Here is a 19,158-nt window from a genome sequence, read left to right as displayed (position 1 = left end):
CTTCAGAGGACTTTACGAGATAACCAAAAAATCAATTTACGGAGGAAGTAATATGGCTTTAAATAGAAGAGAATTTCTTAAAAGTGCAGCGGCGGCGTCAGCGGCATCTGCAGCAGGAATTGCTGTTCCATCAAGTTTAAGTGCAGCGGCAACGGATGCACAGAAAGACTGGAGATGGGATAAAGCGGCTTGTAGATTCTGTGGTACGGGTTGTGGTATCATGATGGCTACAAAAGGCGAAGGTAAAGACAGAAAGATCGTAGCGGTTAAGGGTGACCCTGCTGCTCCGGTAAATAGAGGTCTTAACTGTATTAAGGGTTACTTTAATGCGAAGATCATGTATGGTTCTGACAGACTTAAGCAACCATTATTGAGAATGAATAAGAAAGGTGAGTTTGACAAAAAAGGTAACTTTAAACCAGTAAGCTGGAAAAGAGCCTTTGATGAGATGGAAAAACATGCTAAGAAAGCACTTAAGCATGCTGGTCCTGAAGGTTTAGGTGTATTCGCATCTGGACAATATACAGTTATGGAAGGTGCAGCAGCTCAGAAAATGATGAAAGCTGGATTCAGATCAAATGCTATCGATCCAAATGCTAGACACTGTATGGCATCAGCGGTTGTTGGTTTCTACCAAACATTCGGTGTAGATGAGCCATCAGGTTGTTATGATGATATCGAGCTTACAGATACAGTTGTAGCTTGGGGTTCAAACATGGCAGAGATGCACCCGATCCTCTGGTCACGTGTAACAGATAGAAAACTTTCTGATCCGGATAGAGTAAAGATCATCTCTATTCAGACATATACTCACAGAACATCAGATATCGCAGATGACGAGATCTTATTCTCACCAAGTACTGACTTGGCTCTATGGAACTATATCGCTCGTGAGATCGTTATGAGAGATAAAAAAGGTGGTGGTACAGAAGATATCATCGACTGGGATTTCGTAAATAAACATATGGTCTTTACAGCTGGTCCGGTAAATATCGGTTACGGTATGAGAAGAGCAGGTGAGAAATCGATCAAAGAGGGTAAATACTCTAAAGCAGAGTTAGAGATCATGGCTAAAGAGATGGAGACAACAGTTTCTGCTAAAGAAGCACCGGCATTGGAACCTTACGGGTACAAAGAAGGTGATACTATGAAGCATACTGCCGGTACATTGAAGCACTGGCATATCTCTTTTGAAGATTATAAAAAATCTTTAGAGCCATATACACTTGACTATACAGCGAAGATCTCAAAAGGTGATCCGGATGAGGATATCGAAGTCTTTAAAGCAAAACTTAAAAGATTGGCTGACCTTTACATCGAAAAAGGAAGAAAAGTCGTTTCTTTCTGGACAATGGGTATGAATCAGCATACACGTGGTACTTGGGTAAATACACTTTCGTACAATGTTCACTTTATGCTTAACAAGCAAGCAAGACCAGGTGATGGTGCGTTCTCATTGACAGGACAACCTTCAGCATGTGGTACAGCAAGAGAAGTAGGTACATTTACACACAGACTCCCGGCAGATATGATGGTTAAAAACCCTAAACACAGAGCAATTTGTGAGAAAAAATGGATGATTCCTGCAGGAACACTTAATGGTGTTGGTAAACAACACATTATGAAGATCCACAGAGACATCGAAGATGGTCTTATTAAGTTTGCATGGGTAAATGTTTGTAACCCTTACCAGGATTCTGCATCTGCTACACACTGGATCAAAGCGGCACGTGAGATGGATAACTTCATCGTATGTTCTGACGGATACCCGGGTATTTCAGCGAAAGTTTCTGACTTGGTTCTTCCAACAGCGATGATCTATGAAAAATGGGGTGCATATGGAAATGCTGAAAGACGTACACAACACTGGAGACAACAAGTACTTCCTGTAGGTGACTCTATGTCTGATACATGGCAGTGGGTTGAGTTCTCTAAAAGATTTACAGTAAAAGATCTTTGGGGTGAACAAAAACCATCAGGTCCAAGAAAGAAAGCACTTCCATCAGTGATCGCTGAAGCGAAAAAAATGGGTTACAGTGATGACACTACTATGTTTGATATTTTATTCAACAACAAAGTAGCGCATACGTATAAAAAAGATATGAATGACCCTATCCAGAAAGGATATGATGATACTGAGTCTCTAGGAGATGTTAGAGGTGTTATCGGTTCTGACGGTAAAGAGTGGAAAGGGTATGGATTCTTTATCCACAAATACCTCTTTGAAGAGTATGCAGCGTTTACAAGAGGGCATGGGCATGACCTTGCACCGTTCGATATGTACCATAAAGTAAGAGGACTTAAATGGCCTGTTGTTGATGGTAAAGAGACACAGTGGAGATTTAATGCTAAGTATGACCCTTATGCGGCAAAAGCAACAAAAGAGACTGGTAATTCACATGCATTCTATGGAACATTGGCGAAAAACCTTCTCCAAGGTAGCTTAACTGCTCCAGATAAAGCAAAAGGTAAAAAAGCGCTTAAGAACAAAGCAAAGATCTTTGCCAGACCATATATGGATCCACCGGAAATGCCAGATGCAAATTACGATATCTGGTTATGTACAGGTAGAGTACTTGAACACTGGCATTCAGGAACTATGACGATGAGAGTACCTGAGCTTTTCCGTGCAGTTCCGGAAGCACTTTGTTATATGCACCCACAAGATGCTAAAGACAAAGGTCTTAAGCAAGGTGGACTTGCGTGGGTAGAATCACGTCGTGGTAAAGTGAAAGCAAGAGTTGAAACACGTGGTCGTAACAGACCTGCTCGTGGTTTGGTATTTGTACCTTGGTTTGATGAAAAAGTATTTATCAACAAAGTATGTCTTGATGCAACTTGTCCTATGTCTAAACAGACAGACTACAAGAAGTGTGCAGTTAAGATCTATAAGGCGTAAACGTGGCTAACTCCGACAACAATAGACGAAAGTTCATGGCGACAACCCTTCAAAGTGTAGGCTTAACAGCTCTTGGTGGATTGTTGTGGAGTGGTTACAGTGATGAAGTAAAAGCATCACCATTGGTACTTAGGCCTCCCGGAGCGATCAAAGAAGAAGATTTCCTGACCGCTTGTATTAAGTGTGGTCTTTGTGCTGAGGCGTGTCAAAACCGTGATACCAATATAGACAAAGTGACAGGAAAAGCTAGACCAGGAACACTGTTAATGGCAAAAGGTGGTGACCATAAGTTAATTGGTACACCATACTTTATACCAACAGAAGTGCCTTGCTATATGTGTGAAGATATCCCTTGTGTACCGGTGTGTCCATCAGGGGCATTGGATATGCCTAGTCTTTTAAATGAGAAAGAAGAACTTGACATTAACAAATCTCGTATGGGATTGGCTGTGGTACATAAAGAGTCATGTATTGCCTTTTGGGGTATACAGTGTGACGCTTGTTACCGTGCCTGTCCACTGCTTGATGAAGCCATAACTTTAGAATATGCGAAAAACGAGAGAACAGGGAAGCATGCTTTCTTGTTGCCTATCGTTCATGATGATGTTTGTACAGGATGTGGACTTTGTGAAATGGCTTGTGTGACTGAGAAGCCGGCTATCTTTGTGTTACCTCATGAGGTTTCACAAGGTAAAGCAGGTTCTCATTATGTTAAAGGTTGGGATAAAGAAGATGAAAAACGTCTTATAGATGCCCATAGTGAAGAGACAACCACTGAGATCTCAGAAAAGAGCTCAGTTGATTATCTGAATACTGAGGAGTTGTATTGATGAGTAATATTAAATATCTACTTCTTAGAAGGGTAACTCAGATCGGGATATTGGTACTTTATTTTGGTGCCAATGCCTGGGGTTGGAATATCTTGGCCGGAACCTTTGGCTCTTCTGTTCTTTTTGGTGTGATACCTTTGGCAGACCCATACACAACACTGCAAGTGTTGGCAACAGGGTTTGTTTTAGGTACAGATGTACTTTTGGGGGCTTTGATAATAACGCTCTTTTATTTCGTAGTGGGTGGTCGTGCTTTTTGTAGTTGGGTTTGTCCTATTAACATGGTGACAGATCTGGCCAATTGGCTCAGACGTAAACTCAATCTCGATAAAGAGGAAGTGAACTATAGATTTATCAAAAGAAAGGCACGATACTGGATCATGGTATTGGGACTGATCGTCTCAGCTGTAGTCGGTATCGCTGCTTTTGAAGTACTGAGCCCTATTACCATTATGCAAAGAGGTATTATCTTTGGTTTTGGTGCAGGTATTGCGGTAATTATTGCGATATTCCTTTTTGACCTCTTTGGGGTTAAAAATGGTTGGTGTGGACACTTATGTCCATTGGGAGCAAGCTACTCTCTCATCGGAAAGGCAAGTCTTATCAGGGTCAAACATGACCATGAAGCTTGTACTGCCTGTATGAAATGTAAAGTAGTTTGTCCTGAAAATCAGGTTTTACATATGATTGACAAGAAAAGTATTTCAGTTACAGACGGAGAGTGTACCAATTGTGGTCGCTGTGTAGATGTCTGTGATGATGATGCTTTAAAATTTAGTATTCGTTCTTTTGGCAAGAAGTAAACACTTCTGAGTCAAAGAAAAAGATAACAAAGAGGAGAAGAAATGAAAAAAATTATGAAGATAATAGCATTGGGTTCATTGCTAATAGGTTCTAGTCTTTATGCAGCAGAAGTTGTTGATATCAATAAAGAGGCTAACGCAGCAGCTAACCTTAAAAAAGATGATCTAGGTAACAAAAAAGAAGTAACTGAAGCAGCACTTGGTTTAAGAAAAACAAACCTTTATGAAGAAGCAGCAGAAACAACTGGTATGAAAGTAGAGTACAATACTGCAGCACCGGGAACAAGTCAGAGAATTGCAAGAGCGTTCCAGGATGCTCCACCGATGATCCCTCACTCAGTTGAAGGTTTACTTCCAATTAAAACTGGAAATAACCAATGTCTTGGATGCCATATGCCAGAAGTTGCACCAAGTGTAAAAGCTGTAGCGATTCCAAAATCACACTTTGTTGACTTTAGACCTAAGCATAAGTTAGTAGGTCAAGATTTTACAAGAACTACTGATGGTGATAAAAATGAGGTTTCTATCAAAAAGTTAGATAAATTATCTATGTCTAGATTCAACTGTTCTCAGTGTCATGCACCACAATCAACAGGTGCTTTGGCTGTATCAAATACATTCCAGGCTGATTTCTCAGACAAAGATGGTGCAAGTACTTCTACTTGGTATGATAATATGAATAATGACTTAGATACTGTAGGTAAAGATTCATTAATTACAGATGCAGATAGAGCAAATAAAAATTCTGCTGCTGGTAGTTTAGACCACTAAGCATGGAAAGAAGAGAACTTTTTAGTTCTCTTACTTCCTCCTTAAGGGGAGAAGCAAGAGAAGCCAAACAAGAGAAGATCTTGCGGCCCCCTTATTATATAGATGAGAGTGCTTTTCACAAAGGCTGTACAGAGTGTGAAGATAAACCATGTGCAACCATTTGTGAAGAGCAGATCGTTATCATCCAAGAAGATGGTACACCTAAACTTGACCTTAGTGTGAGTGGATGTACCTTTTGTGATGACTGTGCCATAGCATGTGAATTTGATGTGCTTCAAGTAGAAGCGATGCGAAAGATAGATGCTAAGATAGAGATAAATGTCTTAGAGTGTATGAGCTGGCACCAGACGATGTGTTTTTCCTGTAAAGATCCTTGTGCTGAAAAAGCCATTGAGTTTTTAGGAATGTTCAGACCTACGATCAATGAAGAGAAATGTACCAATTGTGGACTATGTATGCATACATGTCCGGTACAAGCGATTAAAATTACGGCATAATAATTTAAAAATTTTAAAAGGTAGATAAATGAGATTTATAGCGATACTCTTTTTTATGTTCATCACTTTAGTTGATGCGAAAGAACTGCAACCAACTCATGTGTATACAGGTAGTGGTGCAGTCACTGACTTGGTTTATCAGGATGGATTGCTTTACTCCGCAACGGCAGAAGGAGCAGTTGATATCTTTAATACTAAAGAACAAAACCTCACACAAACGATCACTGTTCCAAGAATCAAAGATTTTACAGGAGAAGAGGTTAATGCCAAGGTCTATTCTGTAGATATTGTAGATGCTAAGATCATGATAGTTTCTCAAGGAAAGATGGGGTACCGACGTGTCCATATTTTTGAACAGAACACTCTAACAGAGATTATCTCCACAGCAAAAAGCTTTACCATAGCCAAAGCTAAATTTGTAGATGCAAATACTTTACTTATTGCACTTTTAAGTAATGAGTTGATCTTGTATGATATTAAAAATGATAAGAGCCTTTACCGTGAACAGATAGCCGGTTCCAAGTTTTCAAACTTTGCCTTGAATGAAGATAAGACCCAAGTGATCATCGCAGATGAAAGCGGAGATATGAAGCTGATCAATGTAAAAGATGGAAAAATGATCAAAGAGATCAAAGGGCAAAACCTTGACAATGTTTTTCAGGTTGATTTTAAAAACAAGACCATTGTTACCGCAGGACAAGACAGACGCTGTGCTGTATATGGTACTGAAGATTCCAGAGCATATTATAAACAAGCATCTTTCCTGATCTATAGTGTTGGTCTTAGTCCAAGTGCAAAACTGGCTGGATTTGCGAGTGATGAGAACAATAATGTGACAATTTTCAATACTCAGACAAAATCAGACCTATATAAGCTAGGAAATCATAAAATGACGCTGACAAATATCCTCTTTATTAATGAAGAGGAGCTCTTTACATCAAGTGACTCTAAAGAGATTAATTATTGGAGACTATAGATAGGATGTATATGGAGCAAAGCTCCATATACTACGTTAACACTGAGTTCTCTTCAGCAGAGAGCTCATACGACTAGTCGTATTAATAAATTAAAGAATAAATAAAGGATTTAAAATGAATATATCAAGTATTATTATACAAACTTTACCAGAAAATATAGAGAGTGTAATTAAAGCAGTAAATGAGAGTGATTTTTGTGACTATGAAGTACATAATGAGATAGGTAAGATCGTCGTGACATTGGAAGGAAAAGATGCAGGTGAAGAGATAGAGAAACTTATCAAGATCCAGCAAATACCTCATGTTATCGCAGCTGATATGCACATGACATATAGTGAAGATGAATTGGATAGAGAGATGAAAACTTTAGAGAATGGAGATGTTGTCCCTGCTATGCTCAATGACCCAGATATTAAACCCAAAGACATTGTCTATGGTGGAGATCTAAAAAAGAAAAACTTACCATTTTAAAGGATAGAAACAAATGTCAGTAGTTATACAATCCATTATTAAAACCAATCCAATGGGACGATGGTACATTGAACTTATAGATCCTAATGAAGAGGATACAGCAGAGAGAGTAGTATGTTTGGATATCTATGAATATGCCCAAAAAATAGAAGTTATAGCTCAAGAGTATGGTAACGATATAGAAGTGGCGTGGGAATCTGAAGAGGATGTAACACCTATACAGATCAACGAAGTACGCCAACAGATCATGGCATACGATGCAGAACAGGAGGCTAAAGCGAATGATGCTCCACAAGGTATGCCAGAAGCCGGTGGTGAGTGGACACCTAACGGGTGAAAGCTACCATTATAGGACGCTTTTTGAGCAAAGCCCAAAAAACTACGTTGTCACTGGGACTGCTTCAGCAGCAGGCTCATACGACTAGTCGTATTTTCTGCTTGAGAAGAGAGTCTACATAAATGAGTTTTTTTAAAGAAATATACGGGGTAGGGATACTTTTTTTTTACTACATGAAGTACATCATCCTCATAGGTTGGCCTCTACTTCTGTATGGACTTGAGTATAAGCCCAATATTATCATGGATCTTTTATGGGTCTATTGTTTAGCACTTATGACCAAAGATCTTATACATAAATTTATTTTTAAAAAACGTTATTGTGATATTGATTCAGGTTGTAATACCACAAACAAACAAAAATAATTATCATTCTATGGTGTGGGCATTTATCGAAGTGTATGCCTTGTCATTGCCCACGAACAATTGTTTACAATTGAAAACATAACTTACTAACCTTTTATTATCCCCAATTTGCTATAATCAACTAACTTTACAAAAACAAGGCAATAATTATGGTTGGAATATTTGACAGTAAAACAGAAATAGCAGAAGCAAAGATCTTTTTTGGTTCAACTGAGGACAATAAAGAGGAGCAGCAGGAACGTAAGAGTCCTTTTGATGGTTCTATAGTAAGTACTGCTCCTCTATGTGATGCTGATGATACGAAAAAAGCACTCTCCATTGCAAAATCAGCAGCAAAGGCAGCAGCAAAAACACCTTTGTCTCAACGTATCTTATGGCTTGAAGATGTTGCTAAGAGATTGACACAGGAGAGAGAAGCATTTGCACTAATACTTGCCAGAGAGGTAGCAAAACCTATTGCTTTTTCCCGTATAGAAGTTGACAGATGTGTAGAAACTATCAAACTTACCGTTCTCGAACTTGCAAACCTTTCTGGTGAGACCATCCCTACAGATATCATGCCAAGTGGGAAGAGAACATTGGCCTATTATAGACGTGAACCTGTAGGCGTAGTAGCGTGCATCACTCCTTTTAACTTTCCTCTCAATCTTGTAGCACATAAGATAGCTCCAGCCTTGGGTGCGGGTAATACTGTTGTACTTAAACCAACACCGGAAGCACCGATGACAGCATATATGTTGGCTAAACTTTTTGTTGACTCTGAGTTTGCTACGAAAGATGCACTCTCTGTCGTCTATGGTGATGCCGAGGTTGGTTCAACTTTGGTAAAAAGTAGTATCCCAAGGGTGATCAGTTTTACAGGTTCTGTACCTGTGGGGAATATTATCATGTCTCAAGCGGGTATTAAAAAAGTCAGTTTAGAATTGGGCGGCAATGCAGCGACATATATAGACAAAAGTGCAGACTTAGCTACTGCAGCAGCACGTTGTGCTTTTGGTGCTTTTTATAACTCCGGGCAGGTATGTATCTCTCTACAGCGTATTTATGTCAATGAAGAAGTGTATGAAGAGTTTGCTGAGCTTATTGCTACAGAGACAAATAAACTTAAAGTGGGTTCTCCGTATGAAGATGATACATTCATGGGACCACTCATTGATGATGAAGCAAGACATCGTACTAAAAGTTGGATAGCTTCTGCTAAAAATGAAGGGGCAAGGGTTATTGCCGGTGGAGAAGAGATAGAGGGTATCTTCCCTCCGACTGTGATGGCAGATGTAACAGATGAGATGAAGATCATTTGTGAAGAGGTTTTTGCCCCTATCGTCAGTTTAGTAGCTGTACCTGGCTACGAAACAGCTATAGAGAAGATGAATGACTCTCCTTTTGGTTTACAGTTCTCTATTTTTACCAACGACTTGAAAATGACACAAAGCTTTATAGAAGATGCTCAATGTGGCGGTGTAGTGATCAATGATATCCCAACCTTGCGTTTCGATGTGCAGCCTTATGGTGGTTCAAAACTCTCTGGTGTAGGAAGAGAAGGCCCTAAGTGGGCACTGGAAGAATTCACAGAGATCAAGTCAATAGTTATATGTTAATGGAACGTAAAATGAACAAAGTTCATCTTTACTACGCTAACGCTGAGTTGTCTTCAACAGACAGTTCGAGCAACTAGTTACTCTTAAAGGAGAATGTATGAATTATATGTTTGAAGCAGGTTTTTTAGGAACCAGAGCACCATTTTTTATGGATTTTGTAACACTGATTGTTGCTCTTTTACCTCTTTTGGTTGGTATTGCTATCTCTTTTGCAAGAAAGCAAAAGTATGAATTGCATGGTATAGTACAAACATTTATTTTTATTATTTCAGTCATTGTTGTGGGGTATTTTGAATATGGTGTACGCTTGGGTGGAGGTTATGAAGCCTTTGTACAAAATACCCATGTTTCACACGATTATCTGTTTGTTGTACTCATGATACACATTTTCATTTCAGTCATTACATTGGGTGTATGGGCAAGTACAATATTTCATGCAAGAAAAGAGAGTAAAAGAGGAGGGATACTGCCAGGCTCCTATTCTCTATCACATAAAAAAGCAGGTTTACGTACCTTTGTAGGTATCGTACTTACTTCTCTTACCGGAATATGGGTATATCTACTTCTTTTTGTGTTTTAGATGAAAAAAATCGCTATCTCTGCCTGTCTTCTAGGTGAAAAATGCCGTTATGATGCAACAGATAATTATGATGCAGCTTTGTTAAAAAAATTAGAAGGGGTTGAGCGTATCCCCTTTTGTCCGGAAGATCATGCTTTTGGTTCACCTCGTCCTACGATGGATCTGATCCAAACCCAACTAGGTATAAAAGCGATCTCCAATTTAACAGGAGATGATCTTTCTACGCCAGTGGAACAATACGCAAGAGATTTTTTTGATGAACATGCAGATATAGACCTGTTTATAGGAAAAGACAGAAGTCCAAGTTGTGGAGTCTGTTCTGCTAAGCTCTATGATCAGGAGAAAAATCTTATAAGTGATAAAGAAACAGGACTTATGGCAAAAGAGGCTAAGATACGAGGTATCAGGTCTTTAGATGCAGAAGATTTTGTATCTACCCTACGATAATAAAAAAGGAAACTATTTTATGAAATTATTATTTACCATATTACTAAGCACACTTTTTCTAAGTGCAAATATACAACAAGAGGATGTAACTAAACAAGCCATTGTCAAAATTTATACCACATCTAAAATACCAAACTATCAAGCACCGTGGAGTAGTTCTATGCGTAGCAGTATGGGGTCAGGTGCTATCATTGAAGGAGGGTATATCCTTACCAATGCACATGTAGTAGCAAATCAGGTTTTTTTAGAAGTACAACGTTACGGACAACGTAAACGCTACATAGCAAAGGTACATGCGGTTTCTCATCAGGCGGATCTTGCACTTTTAAAAGTAGAGGAAAAAGCATTTTTTGAAGGGGTGGAACCATTGACTTTCGGTGCGCTTCCTGAAGTAGAGCAGAAGATAGTTGTTTATGGTTTTCCCATGGGAGGAAGTACACTTTCTGCAACCATTGGTGTAGTTTCACGTGTAGAACATCATACGTATGCACATAGTGGGGAGACTTTTTTAGCCGTACAGGTAGATGCTGCAGTAAATCCAGGGAATTCCGGGGGACCGGCACTCTCAGAGGGGAAGATAGTAGGCGTGGTAATGCAAGTTATCCGCAAATCTCAAAATATCGGCTATTTGGTTCCTGTAGACATGGTGCAACATTTTATAACAGATATGAAAGATGGAAAATATGATGGGTTTGGAGAATTAGGTATAGGTACACAAAAGTTGGAAAATCCAGCCATGAGACGTTATTATGGTCTTGATGATAACATTAGTGGAAAACTTATAGACAAGATCGTCTATAGCTCTTCATTAAAAGGCATACTGAAAGAGGGTGATATTCTTACAGCCATTGACGGCCATAATATAGAAAATGATGGGACAGTTGCTTTTAGAAAACATGAATACACAGATTACAACTATTATGTAGATACCTATCAAATGGGAGATACTATAGATCTTGATATTATTAGAGATAAGAAACCTATGAAAGTAAAAGCAATACTACAAAACCGTGCAGATGATGTGTATTTAGTGAAAACAACACGATATGACAGTATGCCAACTTATTTTATCTATGGTGGGTATGTATTTTCCCCTTTAACCAGAAATCTCCTGCGTGCTACAAGCCGTAATCGTTTAAAGTTAAGTAATTTAGCTTTAAAATGGCAAAAAGAAGATAAAAACGAAGCAGTTGTACTGCTTAAAGTATTGGCTTCAGATATAAGCAGAGGGGATAATAACTTCGGTATGTGGGCTATAGATAAAGTCAATGGTGAGACATTTAAAAACTTTAAAGAGTTTTACCAAAAGATGGAAGCAGTGACAAATCACTATATTGTTTTAGAAGATAATGATGGTGTGAAAGTGGTGATCGAGAAAAAAGAGGCACAGGAAAAACAGAGTGAGATACTCAAAAAGTATAATATTCAGTTTGATAAGTCGATTGATTTGAGAGATTAATCGTACTTTTTAAATTGCTCTAACCACTCTTTATCTTCTTCACTGAGTTTCCCTACTCTTTCAAGCAGTTTTTTTTTGGTAGAGATGAGGTCATCTATTTCCAGGTAGGCTAAAAGAGCAGGGTTGATGGTTGGTTCTTCTCTTCCATATGCGATAAGTTTTTCTATATCTGCTAATAATTCTTCTTTTGAGTGTTCATTTATCATTTTTCTCCTTTTTAAAAAGCAAAGCTTCTTAATAATTCCTCTCACTTTTGGCTAAAGCTTTATACAGGAAATCACTAAATGATTTTTCGTACAAGCTTTACCTATGGTAAGAATTTTTATTCATTCTGTTATACTATCAAAAAACGTATAAGGATTTACTATGTTAGAAGTTGGCGTAAATGCAGCAGAGTTTTGTTTACCGAACCAGGATGAAGAAGAGATCTGTCTAAGAGATATCAAAGGACGCTGGATAGTGCTTTATTTTTACCCAAAAGACAATACTCCGGGATGTACAACTGAAGCCTGTGATTTTACAGCGGCACTTCCAAATTTTGAAGACTTGAATGCTATTGTTTTAGGTGTAAGTCCGGACAGTCCTCAGAAACATAGAAATTTCATAGAGAAAAAAGAACTTAAGGTCACACTGCTTGCAGATGAAGACAAGTCGCTATGTAATGCTTTTGGTGTATGGCAGCTTAAAAAGTTTATGGGTAAAGAGTATATGGGTGTAGTAAGAAGTACTTTTATCATCGATCCAGAGGGTAAAGTGGCTGCTGTATGGCAAAAAGTGAGAGTCAAGGGACATGTGGATGATGTAAAAGCTAAACTCGAAGAGTTGCAAGGATAATTATTACGGTACTCTTAGATCAAGGTTGTTTATTAATAATCTGAAATAAGAGTATAATAAAAAAATATTATTAAAAAGGGTTTTTTATGGGATATCATAGTAAATGGTCTGATAGAAGAAAGACTTCAGCCGTGAAACCATTTATTTATCTTATGATAGAAGTTATTATACTGGTAAGTTTGTGCTGGTTTGTTTCTTTTTTAGATATTTTGATTATAACTATACTTGTTTCTCTTGGAGCAATATATTTTTTTATGACTTCTTCATTGTCAAGATATAACAAAGTAAAAAAGCGTCAAAAGTTTTCTAAACATTAATTTTGTGTACGTGTGCCTGATACGTATACTTCTTCCTCCCGTAAGGGAGATATTTATTATTTATCTATTTTTAAACATCACTTCGGTATAATCGCGTTCCTTATTTCTATTTGGAATTTGGAAATACTCATGTAGTTATTCCTTGACTGGTTGCGCATTGTGCGTTGATGACTACAGCGGACGATTCGGATTATTACCAATTCGTATCTTAAACCTAGTGATGAAGCATATGCTTTTAACTGAGCTTTTACTGATAAAAGTTCTATTATGATTATATACCAAGGAGAAACTTATGGTAACAATGAAAGACTTACTCGAATGTGGTGTACACTTCGGGCACCAAACAAGAAGATGGAATCCAAAAATGAAGAAATTCATTTTCGGTGCAAGAAAGAACATCTATATCATCGACCTTCAAAAAACACTTAGATACTTCAAATATACTTACAACGTTGTAAGAGATGCAGCAGCTGAAGGACAAACAGTACTTTTCGTAGGTACTAAAAAACAAGCTAGATCAGCAGTTAAAGAGCATGCAGAGAGAGCTGGTATGCCTTATGTTGCTACTAGATGGTTAGGTGGAATGTTAACAAACTACCCAACAATGAAAAAATCTATTAGAAAACTTGAAATTATCGAGCAAATGGAAGAAAATGGTCAACTTGATATGTTGACTAAAAAAGAAGCATTGATGCTTTTAAGAAAAAAAGAGAAACTAAGCTCATATCTTGAAGGTTTCAGACACATGAAAAAACTTCCTGACATGATGTTCGTTGTTGATGCTGTTAAAGAGCACATTGCTGTTAAAGAAGCAAAAAGAATGGGTATGAAAGTTATTGCACCACTTGACACTAACTGTGATCCAGATGTGATTGATTACCCAATTCCAGGAAACGATGATGCTATTAGATCAATCAACCTTTTCTGTAAAGAGATGGCTGAAGCGATCATCGAAGGTAAAGCAGCATATGCAGAAGCTCACGGTGGAGAGGCTGAAGAAGTATCAGCAGGCGAAATGGAAGCAGTTATGGCTGAAGCAGCAACTGAAGAAGCAGCGGCACCGGCAACTGAAGCAGAAGTTGAAAAACTTGTTGAAGAGAAAGCAGCACCTAAAGCAGAAGCAAAAACAGAAACTAAAGGTGATGACCTTACTAAGATCGCCGGTGTTGGTAAAGTATACCAAGGTAAACTCAATGATGAAGGTTTCCACACATTTGCAGATGTTGCAAACATGACTGATGCACAAATCGAAGTTATGGAAGAAAAATACAGCTTCAAAGGAAACTTCAGAGACGCTGTAGCATCTGCTAAAGAATTGGCGGAGGCGTAATCATGGCAAACTTTGGACCTAAAGACATTAAAAAACTCAGAGAGATGACTGATGCAGGAATGATGGACTGTAAAAAAGCATTGACTGAAGCTGATGGAAATATGGACAAAGCTGTTGCATGGCTTAGAGACCAAGGTATGGGTGCTGCAGCTAAAAAAGCTGGTAAAGTAGCTGCCGAAGGTGCTATTGCAGTTAAAGTTGAGGGTAAAAAAGCGGCTATCGTTGAAGTAAACTCTCAAACTGACTTTGTTGCACAGAATGATAAATTTCTAGCTGTGATGTCAGATGTTATCAATCATGCATTTGATAACAACATTGCTGATGCAGAAGCTATCAATGCTTCGACTATCAATGGTCAGCCATTTGCTGAATATCTTTCTCTTCAAGTTGCTACGATCGGTGAAAAACTTGTAGTAAGAAGATCAGCACTTATCGTTGGTGATGAGACTACAGCAGTAAACGGTTATGTTCACTCAAATAAGCAAAATGGTGTAATCATCGAAGCTAAATGTGATTCAGCTGCAACTGCAGAAGCAATGACTCCTGTGCTTAAAGAAGTTGCAATGCATGCAGCAGCTATGTCACCAACTACACTTTCTTATAAAGACTTTGATGCTTCATATGTAGCTGAAGAGACTAAAGGTAGAATCGTTGCTATCGAAAAAGAGAATGAAGAACTTTCCCGTTTAGGTAAAACACTTAAAAATGTTCCTCAGTATATCTCTATGAGTCAATTGACTGAAGATGTTATGGCTGGAGCTGAAGCAGCACTCAAAGAAGAGCTTAAAGCTGAAGGTAAACCTGAGAAAATTTGGGATAGAATCCTTCCAGGAAAAATTGCAAGATTTATCGCAGACAATACAACACTTGATCAAGAGCAGTGTCTTCTTGACCAAAACTTTGTAATGGATGACAGCAAAACAGTTGCTGAGTATATTGCAGACAAAGCAAAAGCTGCTGGTGGTACAGCAGAGATCACTAGCTTCACAAGACTTGAAGTGGGTGAAGGCATCGAAGTAGCAGAAGAAGATTTTGCTGCTGAAGTTGCTGCACAAATGGCATAATGCCGTAGGGTGTTGTCTCCTGACAACACCTCTTCAATCGTAAATACTAAGTAAATTTTTCTTTCATACATTCATTTTAATTTCCTATTATATTATTTGAGGCGTTGTTTCTCTCTTCATTTTTTTAGATGAGAAGCGTTAAGTAAACGACAACTGCTTGTCGTTTATAGCTTTGGAACCGAAATGGTCGGAGAAAAGCGTATCCATGTAGGCAGAAGCAAAAAATCGTCGCTATTCTCGAATCGCTTCGCTTACAAGGTCGTTCATAACGACAGGCACACTTCGTGTGATTTTATGTTAAAATACGTTAAATTATTTAAAGGTTATACTTTATGTCACAACCCCTTTTGCAAGCTACAAATATCTCTCATAGTTTTGACTATCCACTTTTTACAGATATTGATTTTAGTATAGAACCAACACAAAGTGCAGCTATTGTAGGGCGTAGCGGGTCTGGTAAATCTACACTTTTGCATATATTTTCTACTTTTATGAAACCTAATGAGGGTAAAATAACACTTTTAGGTAATGATCTTTACAATCTTAGTGATGAGGAGATAGAGTCACTACGTCGTTATGATATAGGGATCATCTTTCAGTTTCACTATCTTTTTAAAGGTATGAGTGCATTAGAGAACATTGGTGTAGCTACGATGCTGTCAGGTGAGCAGATAGATGATGCAATACTAAAGAAGTTGGAGATCGATCATCTTATGAGCCATAAGACCTCTGAGCTCTCTGGAGGAGAACAACAACGGGTTTCTATCGCTAGAGTATTGAGTAAAAAACCACGCATTATCTTTGCTGATGAACCTACAGGAAATCTTGATAAAGAGACTGCGGAGTTAGTAATGGATGTATTGACTCACTATATTAAAGAGACAGGTGCAGCTTTAGTGCTTGTTACACATGATGAAAATATGGCAGCACGCTGCGATGCAATATATACTTTGGAAGATCAAGCATTAAGTAAATAAGTAATTACTTGGCTTGAGCTATAAGCACACCCTCTAAAAGCTTATCTATATCTCCATCCAAGATACCATCTACATTGGTAAAGGCTTGATTGGATCTAGTATCTTTTACTTGCTGATACGGCTGCATGACGTAAGAACGTATCTGATGTCCCCAACCTATTTCTGATTTTTCTACACCATCTATGGCAGCTTGTTTTTTAGCCATCTCATACTCATATAGACGAGATTTGAGCATTTTCATGGCAGCAGCTTTGTTTTTATGTTGGCTTCTGTCATTTTGACACTGCACGATGATGTTTGTTTCTATATGTGTGAGGCGGATGGCGGATTCTGTTTTATTGACATGTTGACCACCTGCACCTGAGGCACGGTAAGTATCTACTCGTATATCTTTATCTTCAATGACGATGTCTATGTCATCATCTACTTCTGGCGACACCATGACTGAAGAAAATGAAGTATGCCGTTTGGCATTAGAGTCAAAAGGAGAGATACGTACAAGTCTATGGATACCGTTTTCAACTTTGAGATACCCATAAGCATTTTCACCTTTGATGATGAAAGACACATCTTTAATACCTGCTTCTTCACCTGTCTGATAGTCAAGCCCTTCGACCTTGAACCCATGTCTTTCTGCCCAACGCAAATACATACGGTAAAGCATACTAGCCCAGTCTTGAGACTCTGTTCCTCCAGCCCCAGGATGGATGGAAACGATGGCATTAGCTCCGTCATGTTCTCCACTGAGCATCATTTGCACTTCCAGTGCATGGGTACTCTCTTGTAGGCTTTCAGCATCTTCATAAAGCATTTCAAGCGTTTCCTCGTCATTTTCTGCTTTGGAGAGTTCGAAGTACTCTGCTGCATCGTGTACGGCATCATAAGCATTACCATACGTTGCCAAGATACGTTCTGTTTTTGTTTTTTCCTGGGAGATCTTTCCTGCATATGCTGCATCATTCCAAAAGTCTTGATCTTGCTGCATCTCTTCTATCTCATGAAGTCTGGCTTCTAAGATATCAGGCTTTACGATATTTTTAATATTTTCCATTTTGATCGTGAGTGTTTTAAGGAGTTCACCATATTCATAAGCATCCATTGGAAAAAGTTCCTTTATTTTATAATTTATTCAGAGAGTTCTCTTCATTATTTTGATAAGATTTTATCAAAATATAGTAGAGATAGAGGTTAGAGTATGGTTATTGTACGTACAATAGAAGAGTTGCAGGAAGCAAAGAAAGTATTATTGGGTTCCATAGGTTTTGTACCAACGATGGGAGCCTTGCATCATGGACATCTTTCTCTTATACGTCAAGCAAGAAAAGAGAATGAGCATCTTGTCGTCTCTATCTTTGTAAACCCTACACAGTTTTTGGAAGGTGAAGACCTTGATAGTTATCCCAGAAAAGATGAAGCAGATATTAAGATCTGTGAACTTGCAGGGGTAGATATACTTTTTATGCCCACGATCGATCAAATGTATGAAAGAGATGAACTCTGCATCGGGGCTCCTGCTATAAAAGGATATGTTCTAGAGGGTGAAAAACGCCCGGGACATTTTGACGGTATGCTTCAAGTGGTGATGAAACTGCTCAACCTTTCCGGAGCTAGTAGAGCATACTTTGGAAAAAAAGATGCACAGCAGTTGGCTTTGATCATGCAGATGGTGAAGAACTATTTTATGGATGTGGAGATCATTCCATGTGAAATAGTACGTGATGATAATGGATTGGCTTTAAGCAGTCGTAATATCTATCTTGATGCAGATGAAAAGCAAAGGGCCTTAGCACTTTCCCGATCACTCAAACGTGCCACTAAACTTGTCATGGCAGGGGAACTCAATGTTGAAGCTATCAAAAAAGTAATGCTAAATGTACTAAAAGATGCAGATGAAGTAGAATATGTCGCCATAGTTGATAGAGAATTTAATGCTTTAAAAGAAGTTGAGATAGGTAATACCATTATCTTGGTTGCAGCGTGGGTTGGAAAGCCGCGATTGATTGATAATTTATGGATATAATGAGTGATGAAAGGTTTTATTAGTATGAAAAGTTTGTGTATGCGTTCCACCTCGGGAGAGGTGGAACGAGAACAAAATAGTTATCTATTTTGCCACTTTCTGATCTTATTATGACAAGAGATACATTCATCTAAAACTTTAACAAAAGCTTTGGTAGCACTATGTTTGTTGCCTGCGTTCATTTCCACTTTTATATCTTCTGCAAAATGAATAATTTTTTCACCCTGTTTTCTTGAAAACTTATATTTATAGGTATTTTTTTGTGCCAAAATACTATTACTGTCAATAGGCGGTTCAACTTTACGTGTGACTTGCTGTAGTTGATTTACACCTTTAGATAGAATATTTCTATCATTAGTGAGCAAGCCTTTTTGAATTTTCATCATACCTTCCTCCATTGCTTTCATATCTCTAATACGTTCTTCATCCGTGTACTCAGCATGTAGTGTTAAGCTAAATAGGGCTATCAGTCCAATGGCAATAATATTTTTATACATATTTAATTCCTTTATATAAATAAAACTTATTTAATTATATCAAATTAAACTCATTTTCTTATTAACAATTGATTTCAAACAGTAA

At 38.2% G+C, this 19,158-nt stretch carries 20 protein-coding genes and 1 pseudogene; 18 read left to right on the top strand and 3 right to left on the bottom strand.

From position 1 onward, the window contains the following. Window positions 1-52: 52 nt before the first annotated feature. From napA to ACLHDG_RS12310, 13 genes are all read left to right on the top strand, one after another. Complete coding sequence (gene napA / locus ACLHDG_RS12370) at window positions 53-2,899, top strand: nitrate reductase catalytic subunit NapA (RefSeq protein ID WP_415406551.1); 2,847 nt, start codon at window positions 53-55, stop codon at window positions 2,897-2,899. 2 nt (window positions 2,900-2,901) lie between these two features. Next, window positions 2,902-3,729, top strand: coding sequence for a ferredoxin-type protein NapG (napG, locus tag ACLHDG_RS12365; RefSeq protein ID WP_415406550.1), 828 nt, complete (start codon window positions 2,902-2,904; stop codon window positions 3,727-3,729). Then, a complete protein-coding gene (napH, locus tag ACLHDG_RS12360; RefSeq protein WP_415406549.1) occupies window positions 3,729-4,532 on the top strand; it encodes a quinol dehydrogenase ferredoxin subunit NapH in 804 nt (267 codons plus the stop codon). Before napG ends, napH begins: the two co-directional genes overlap by 1 nt. Window positions 4,533-4,574: 42 nt before the next feature. Further along, a complete protein-coding gene (locus tag ACLHDG_RS12355; RefSeq protein ID WP_415406548.1) occupies window positions 4,575-5,303 on the top strand; it encodes a nitrate reductase cytochrome c-type subunit in 729 nt (242 codons plus the stop codon). A gap of 2 nt (window positions 5,304-5,305) precedes the next feature. Next, window positions 5,306-5,800 carry a ferredoxin-type protein NapF gene (locus tag ACLHDG_RS12350; RefSeq protein ID WP_415406547.1) on the top strand — a complete coding sequence of 165 codons (495 nt, stop codon included), beginning with the start codon at window positions 5,306-5,308 and terminating at the stop codon, window positions 5,798-5,800. 28 nt (window positions 5,801-5,828) lie between these two features. Further along, the gene (locus ACLHDG_RS12345; RefSeq protein WP_415406546.1) at window positions 5,829-6,776 is read left to right on the top strand and encodes a WD40 repeat domain-containing protein; all 948 of its coding nucleotides are present in this window, start codon (window positions 5,829-5,831) and stop codon (window positions 6,774-6,776) included. Window positions 6,777-6,891: 115 nt separating this feature from the next. Next, window positions 6,892-7,248, top strand: a complete 357-nt coding sequence (locus tag ACLHDG_RS12340; RefSeq protein WP_415406545.1) for a chaperone NapD — start codon at window positions 6,892-6,894, stop codon at window positions 7,246-7,248. Between the two features lie 13 nt (window positions 7,249-7,261). Next, the gene (locus tag ACLHDG_RS12335) at window positions 7,262-7,585 is read left to right on the top strand and encodes a hypothetical protein (RefSeq protein ID WP_415406544.1); all 324 of its coding nucleotides are present in this window, start codon (window positions 7,262-7,264) and stop codon (window positions 7,583-7,585) included. A 122-nt stretch (window positions 7,586-7,707) separates the two neighbouring features. Then, complete coding sequence (locus tag ACLHDG_RS12330) at window positions 7,708-7,950, top strand: hypothetical protein (RefSeq protein ID WP_415406543.1); 243 nt, start codon at window positions 7,708-7,710, stop codon at window positions 7,948-7,950. 149 nt (window positions 7,951-8,099) lie between these two features. Further along, window positions 8,100-9,548, top strand: coding sequence for an aldehyde dehydrogenase family protein (locus ACLHDG_RS12325; RefSeq protein ID WP_415406542.1), 1,449 nt, complete (start codon window positions 8,100-8,102; stop codon window positions 9,546-9,548). Window positions 9,549-9,645: 97 nt separating this feature from the next. After that, entirely contained in the window at window positions 9,646-10,128 is a 483-nt protein-coding gene (locus ACLHDG_RS12320; protein WP_415406541.1) for a DUF420 domain-containing protein, read from the top strand. Continuing rightward, window positions 10,129-10,575 carry a DUF523 domain-containing protein gene (locus tag ACLHDG_RS12315; protein ID WP_415406540.1) on the top strand — a complete coding sequence of 149 codons (447 nt, stop codon included), beginning with the start codon at window positions 10,129-10,131 and terminating at the stop codon, window positions 10,573-10,575. Window positions 10,576-10,594: 19 nt separating this feature from the next. Beyond that, complete coding sequence (locus tag ACLHDG_RS12310) at window positions 10,595-12,034, top strand: S1C family serine protease (protein WP_415406539.1); 1,440 nt, start codon at window positions 10,595-10,597, stop codon at window positions 12,032-12,034. On the opposite strand, the gene ACLHDG_RS12305 is transcribed toward ACLHDG_RS12310, so the two are convergent. After that, on the bottom strand, window positions 12,031-12,240 hold the full coding sequence (locus tag ACLHDG_RS12305; protein WP_415406538.1) for a hypothetical protein: 210 nt from the start codon (window positions 12,238-12,240) through the stop codon (window positions 12,031-12,033). The two genes, ACLHDG_RS12310 and ACLHDG_RS12305, sit on opposite strands and share 4 nt — an antisense overlap. A 160-nt stretch (window positions 12,241-12,400) precedes the next feature. Between ACLHDG_RS12305 and bcp the strand changes: the two genes are divergently transcribed. The 4 genes and pseudogenes from bcp (at window position 12,401) to ACLHDG_RS12285 (ending at window position 16,556) form a co-directional block, all read left to right on the top strand. Continuing rightward, a complete protein-coding gene (gene bcp / locus ACLHDG_RS12300; RefSeq protein WP_415406537.1) occupies window positions 12,401-12,868 on the top strand; it encodes a thioredoxin-dependent thiol peroxidase in 468 nt (155 codons plus the stop codon). Window positions 12,869-13,477: 609 nt separating this feature from the next. Continuing rightward, window positions 13,478-14,233, top strand: a pseudogene (gene rpsB / locus ACLHDG_RS12295) (30S ribosomal protein S2); the annotation flags it as partial. Window positions 14,234-14,517: 284 nt separating this feature from the next. After that, window positions 14,518-15,579 carry a translation elongation factor Ts gene (gene tsf, locus ACLHDG_RS12290; RefSeq protein WP_415406536.1) on the top strand — a complete coding sequence of 354 codons (1,062 nt, stop codon included), beginning with the start codon at window positions 14,518-14,520 and terminating at the stop codon, window positions 15,577-15,579. A gap of 332 nt (window positions 15,580-15,911) precedes the next feature. Further along, a complete protein-coding gene (locus tag ACLHDG_RS12285) occupies window positions 15,912-16,556 on the top strand; it encodes an ABC transporter ATP-binding protein (protein WP_415406535.1) in 645 nt (214 codons plus the stop codon). 4 nt (window positions 16,557-16,560) lie between these two features. On the opposite strand, the gene prfB is transcribed toward ACLHDG_RS12285, so the two are convergent. Next, entirely contained in the window at window positions 16,561-17,655 is a 1,095-nt protein-coding gene (prfB, locus tag ACLHDG_RS12280) for a peptide chain release factor 2 (RefSeq protein ID WP_415406534.1), read from the bottom strand. 96 nt (window positions 17,656-17,751) lie between these two features. Between prfB and panC the strand changes: the two genes are divergently transcribed. Beyond that, window positions 17,752-18,576 carry a pantoate--beta-alanine ligase gene (gene panC / locus ACLHDG_RS12275; protein WP_415406533.1) on the top strand — a complete coding sequence of 275 codons (825 nt, stop codon included), beginning with the start codon at window positions 17,752-17,754 and terminating at the stop codon, window positions 18,574-18,576. Between the two features lie 80 nt (window positions 18,577-18,656). Here the strand turns inward: panC and ACLHDG_RS12270 are convergent, their stop codons facing one another. Beyond that, on the bottom strand, window positions 18,657-19,073 hold the full coding sequence (locus tag ACLHDG_RS12270) for a hypothetical protein (protein WP_415406532.1): 417 nt from the start codon (window positions 19,071-19,073) through the stop codon (window positions 18,657-18,659). Window positions 19,074-19,158 lie beyond the last annotated feature (85 nt).

The organism is Sulfurovum iocasae (assembly GCF_047716765.1).
Classification (GTDB): domain Bacteria; phylum Campylobacterota; class Campylobacteria; order Campylobacterales; family Sulfurovaceae; genus Sulfurovum.
This window is presented reverse-complemented; position numbering and strand designations above follow the sequence as displayed.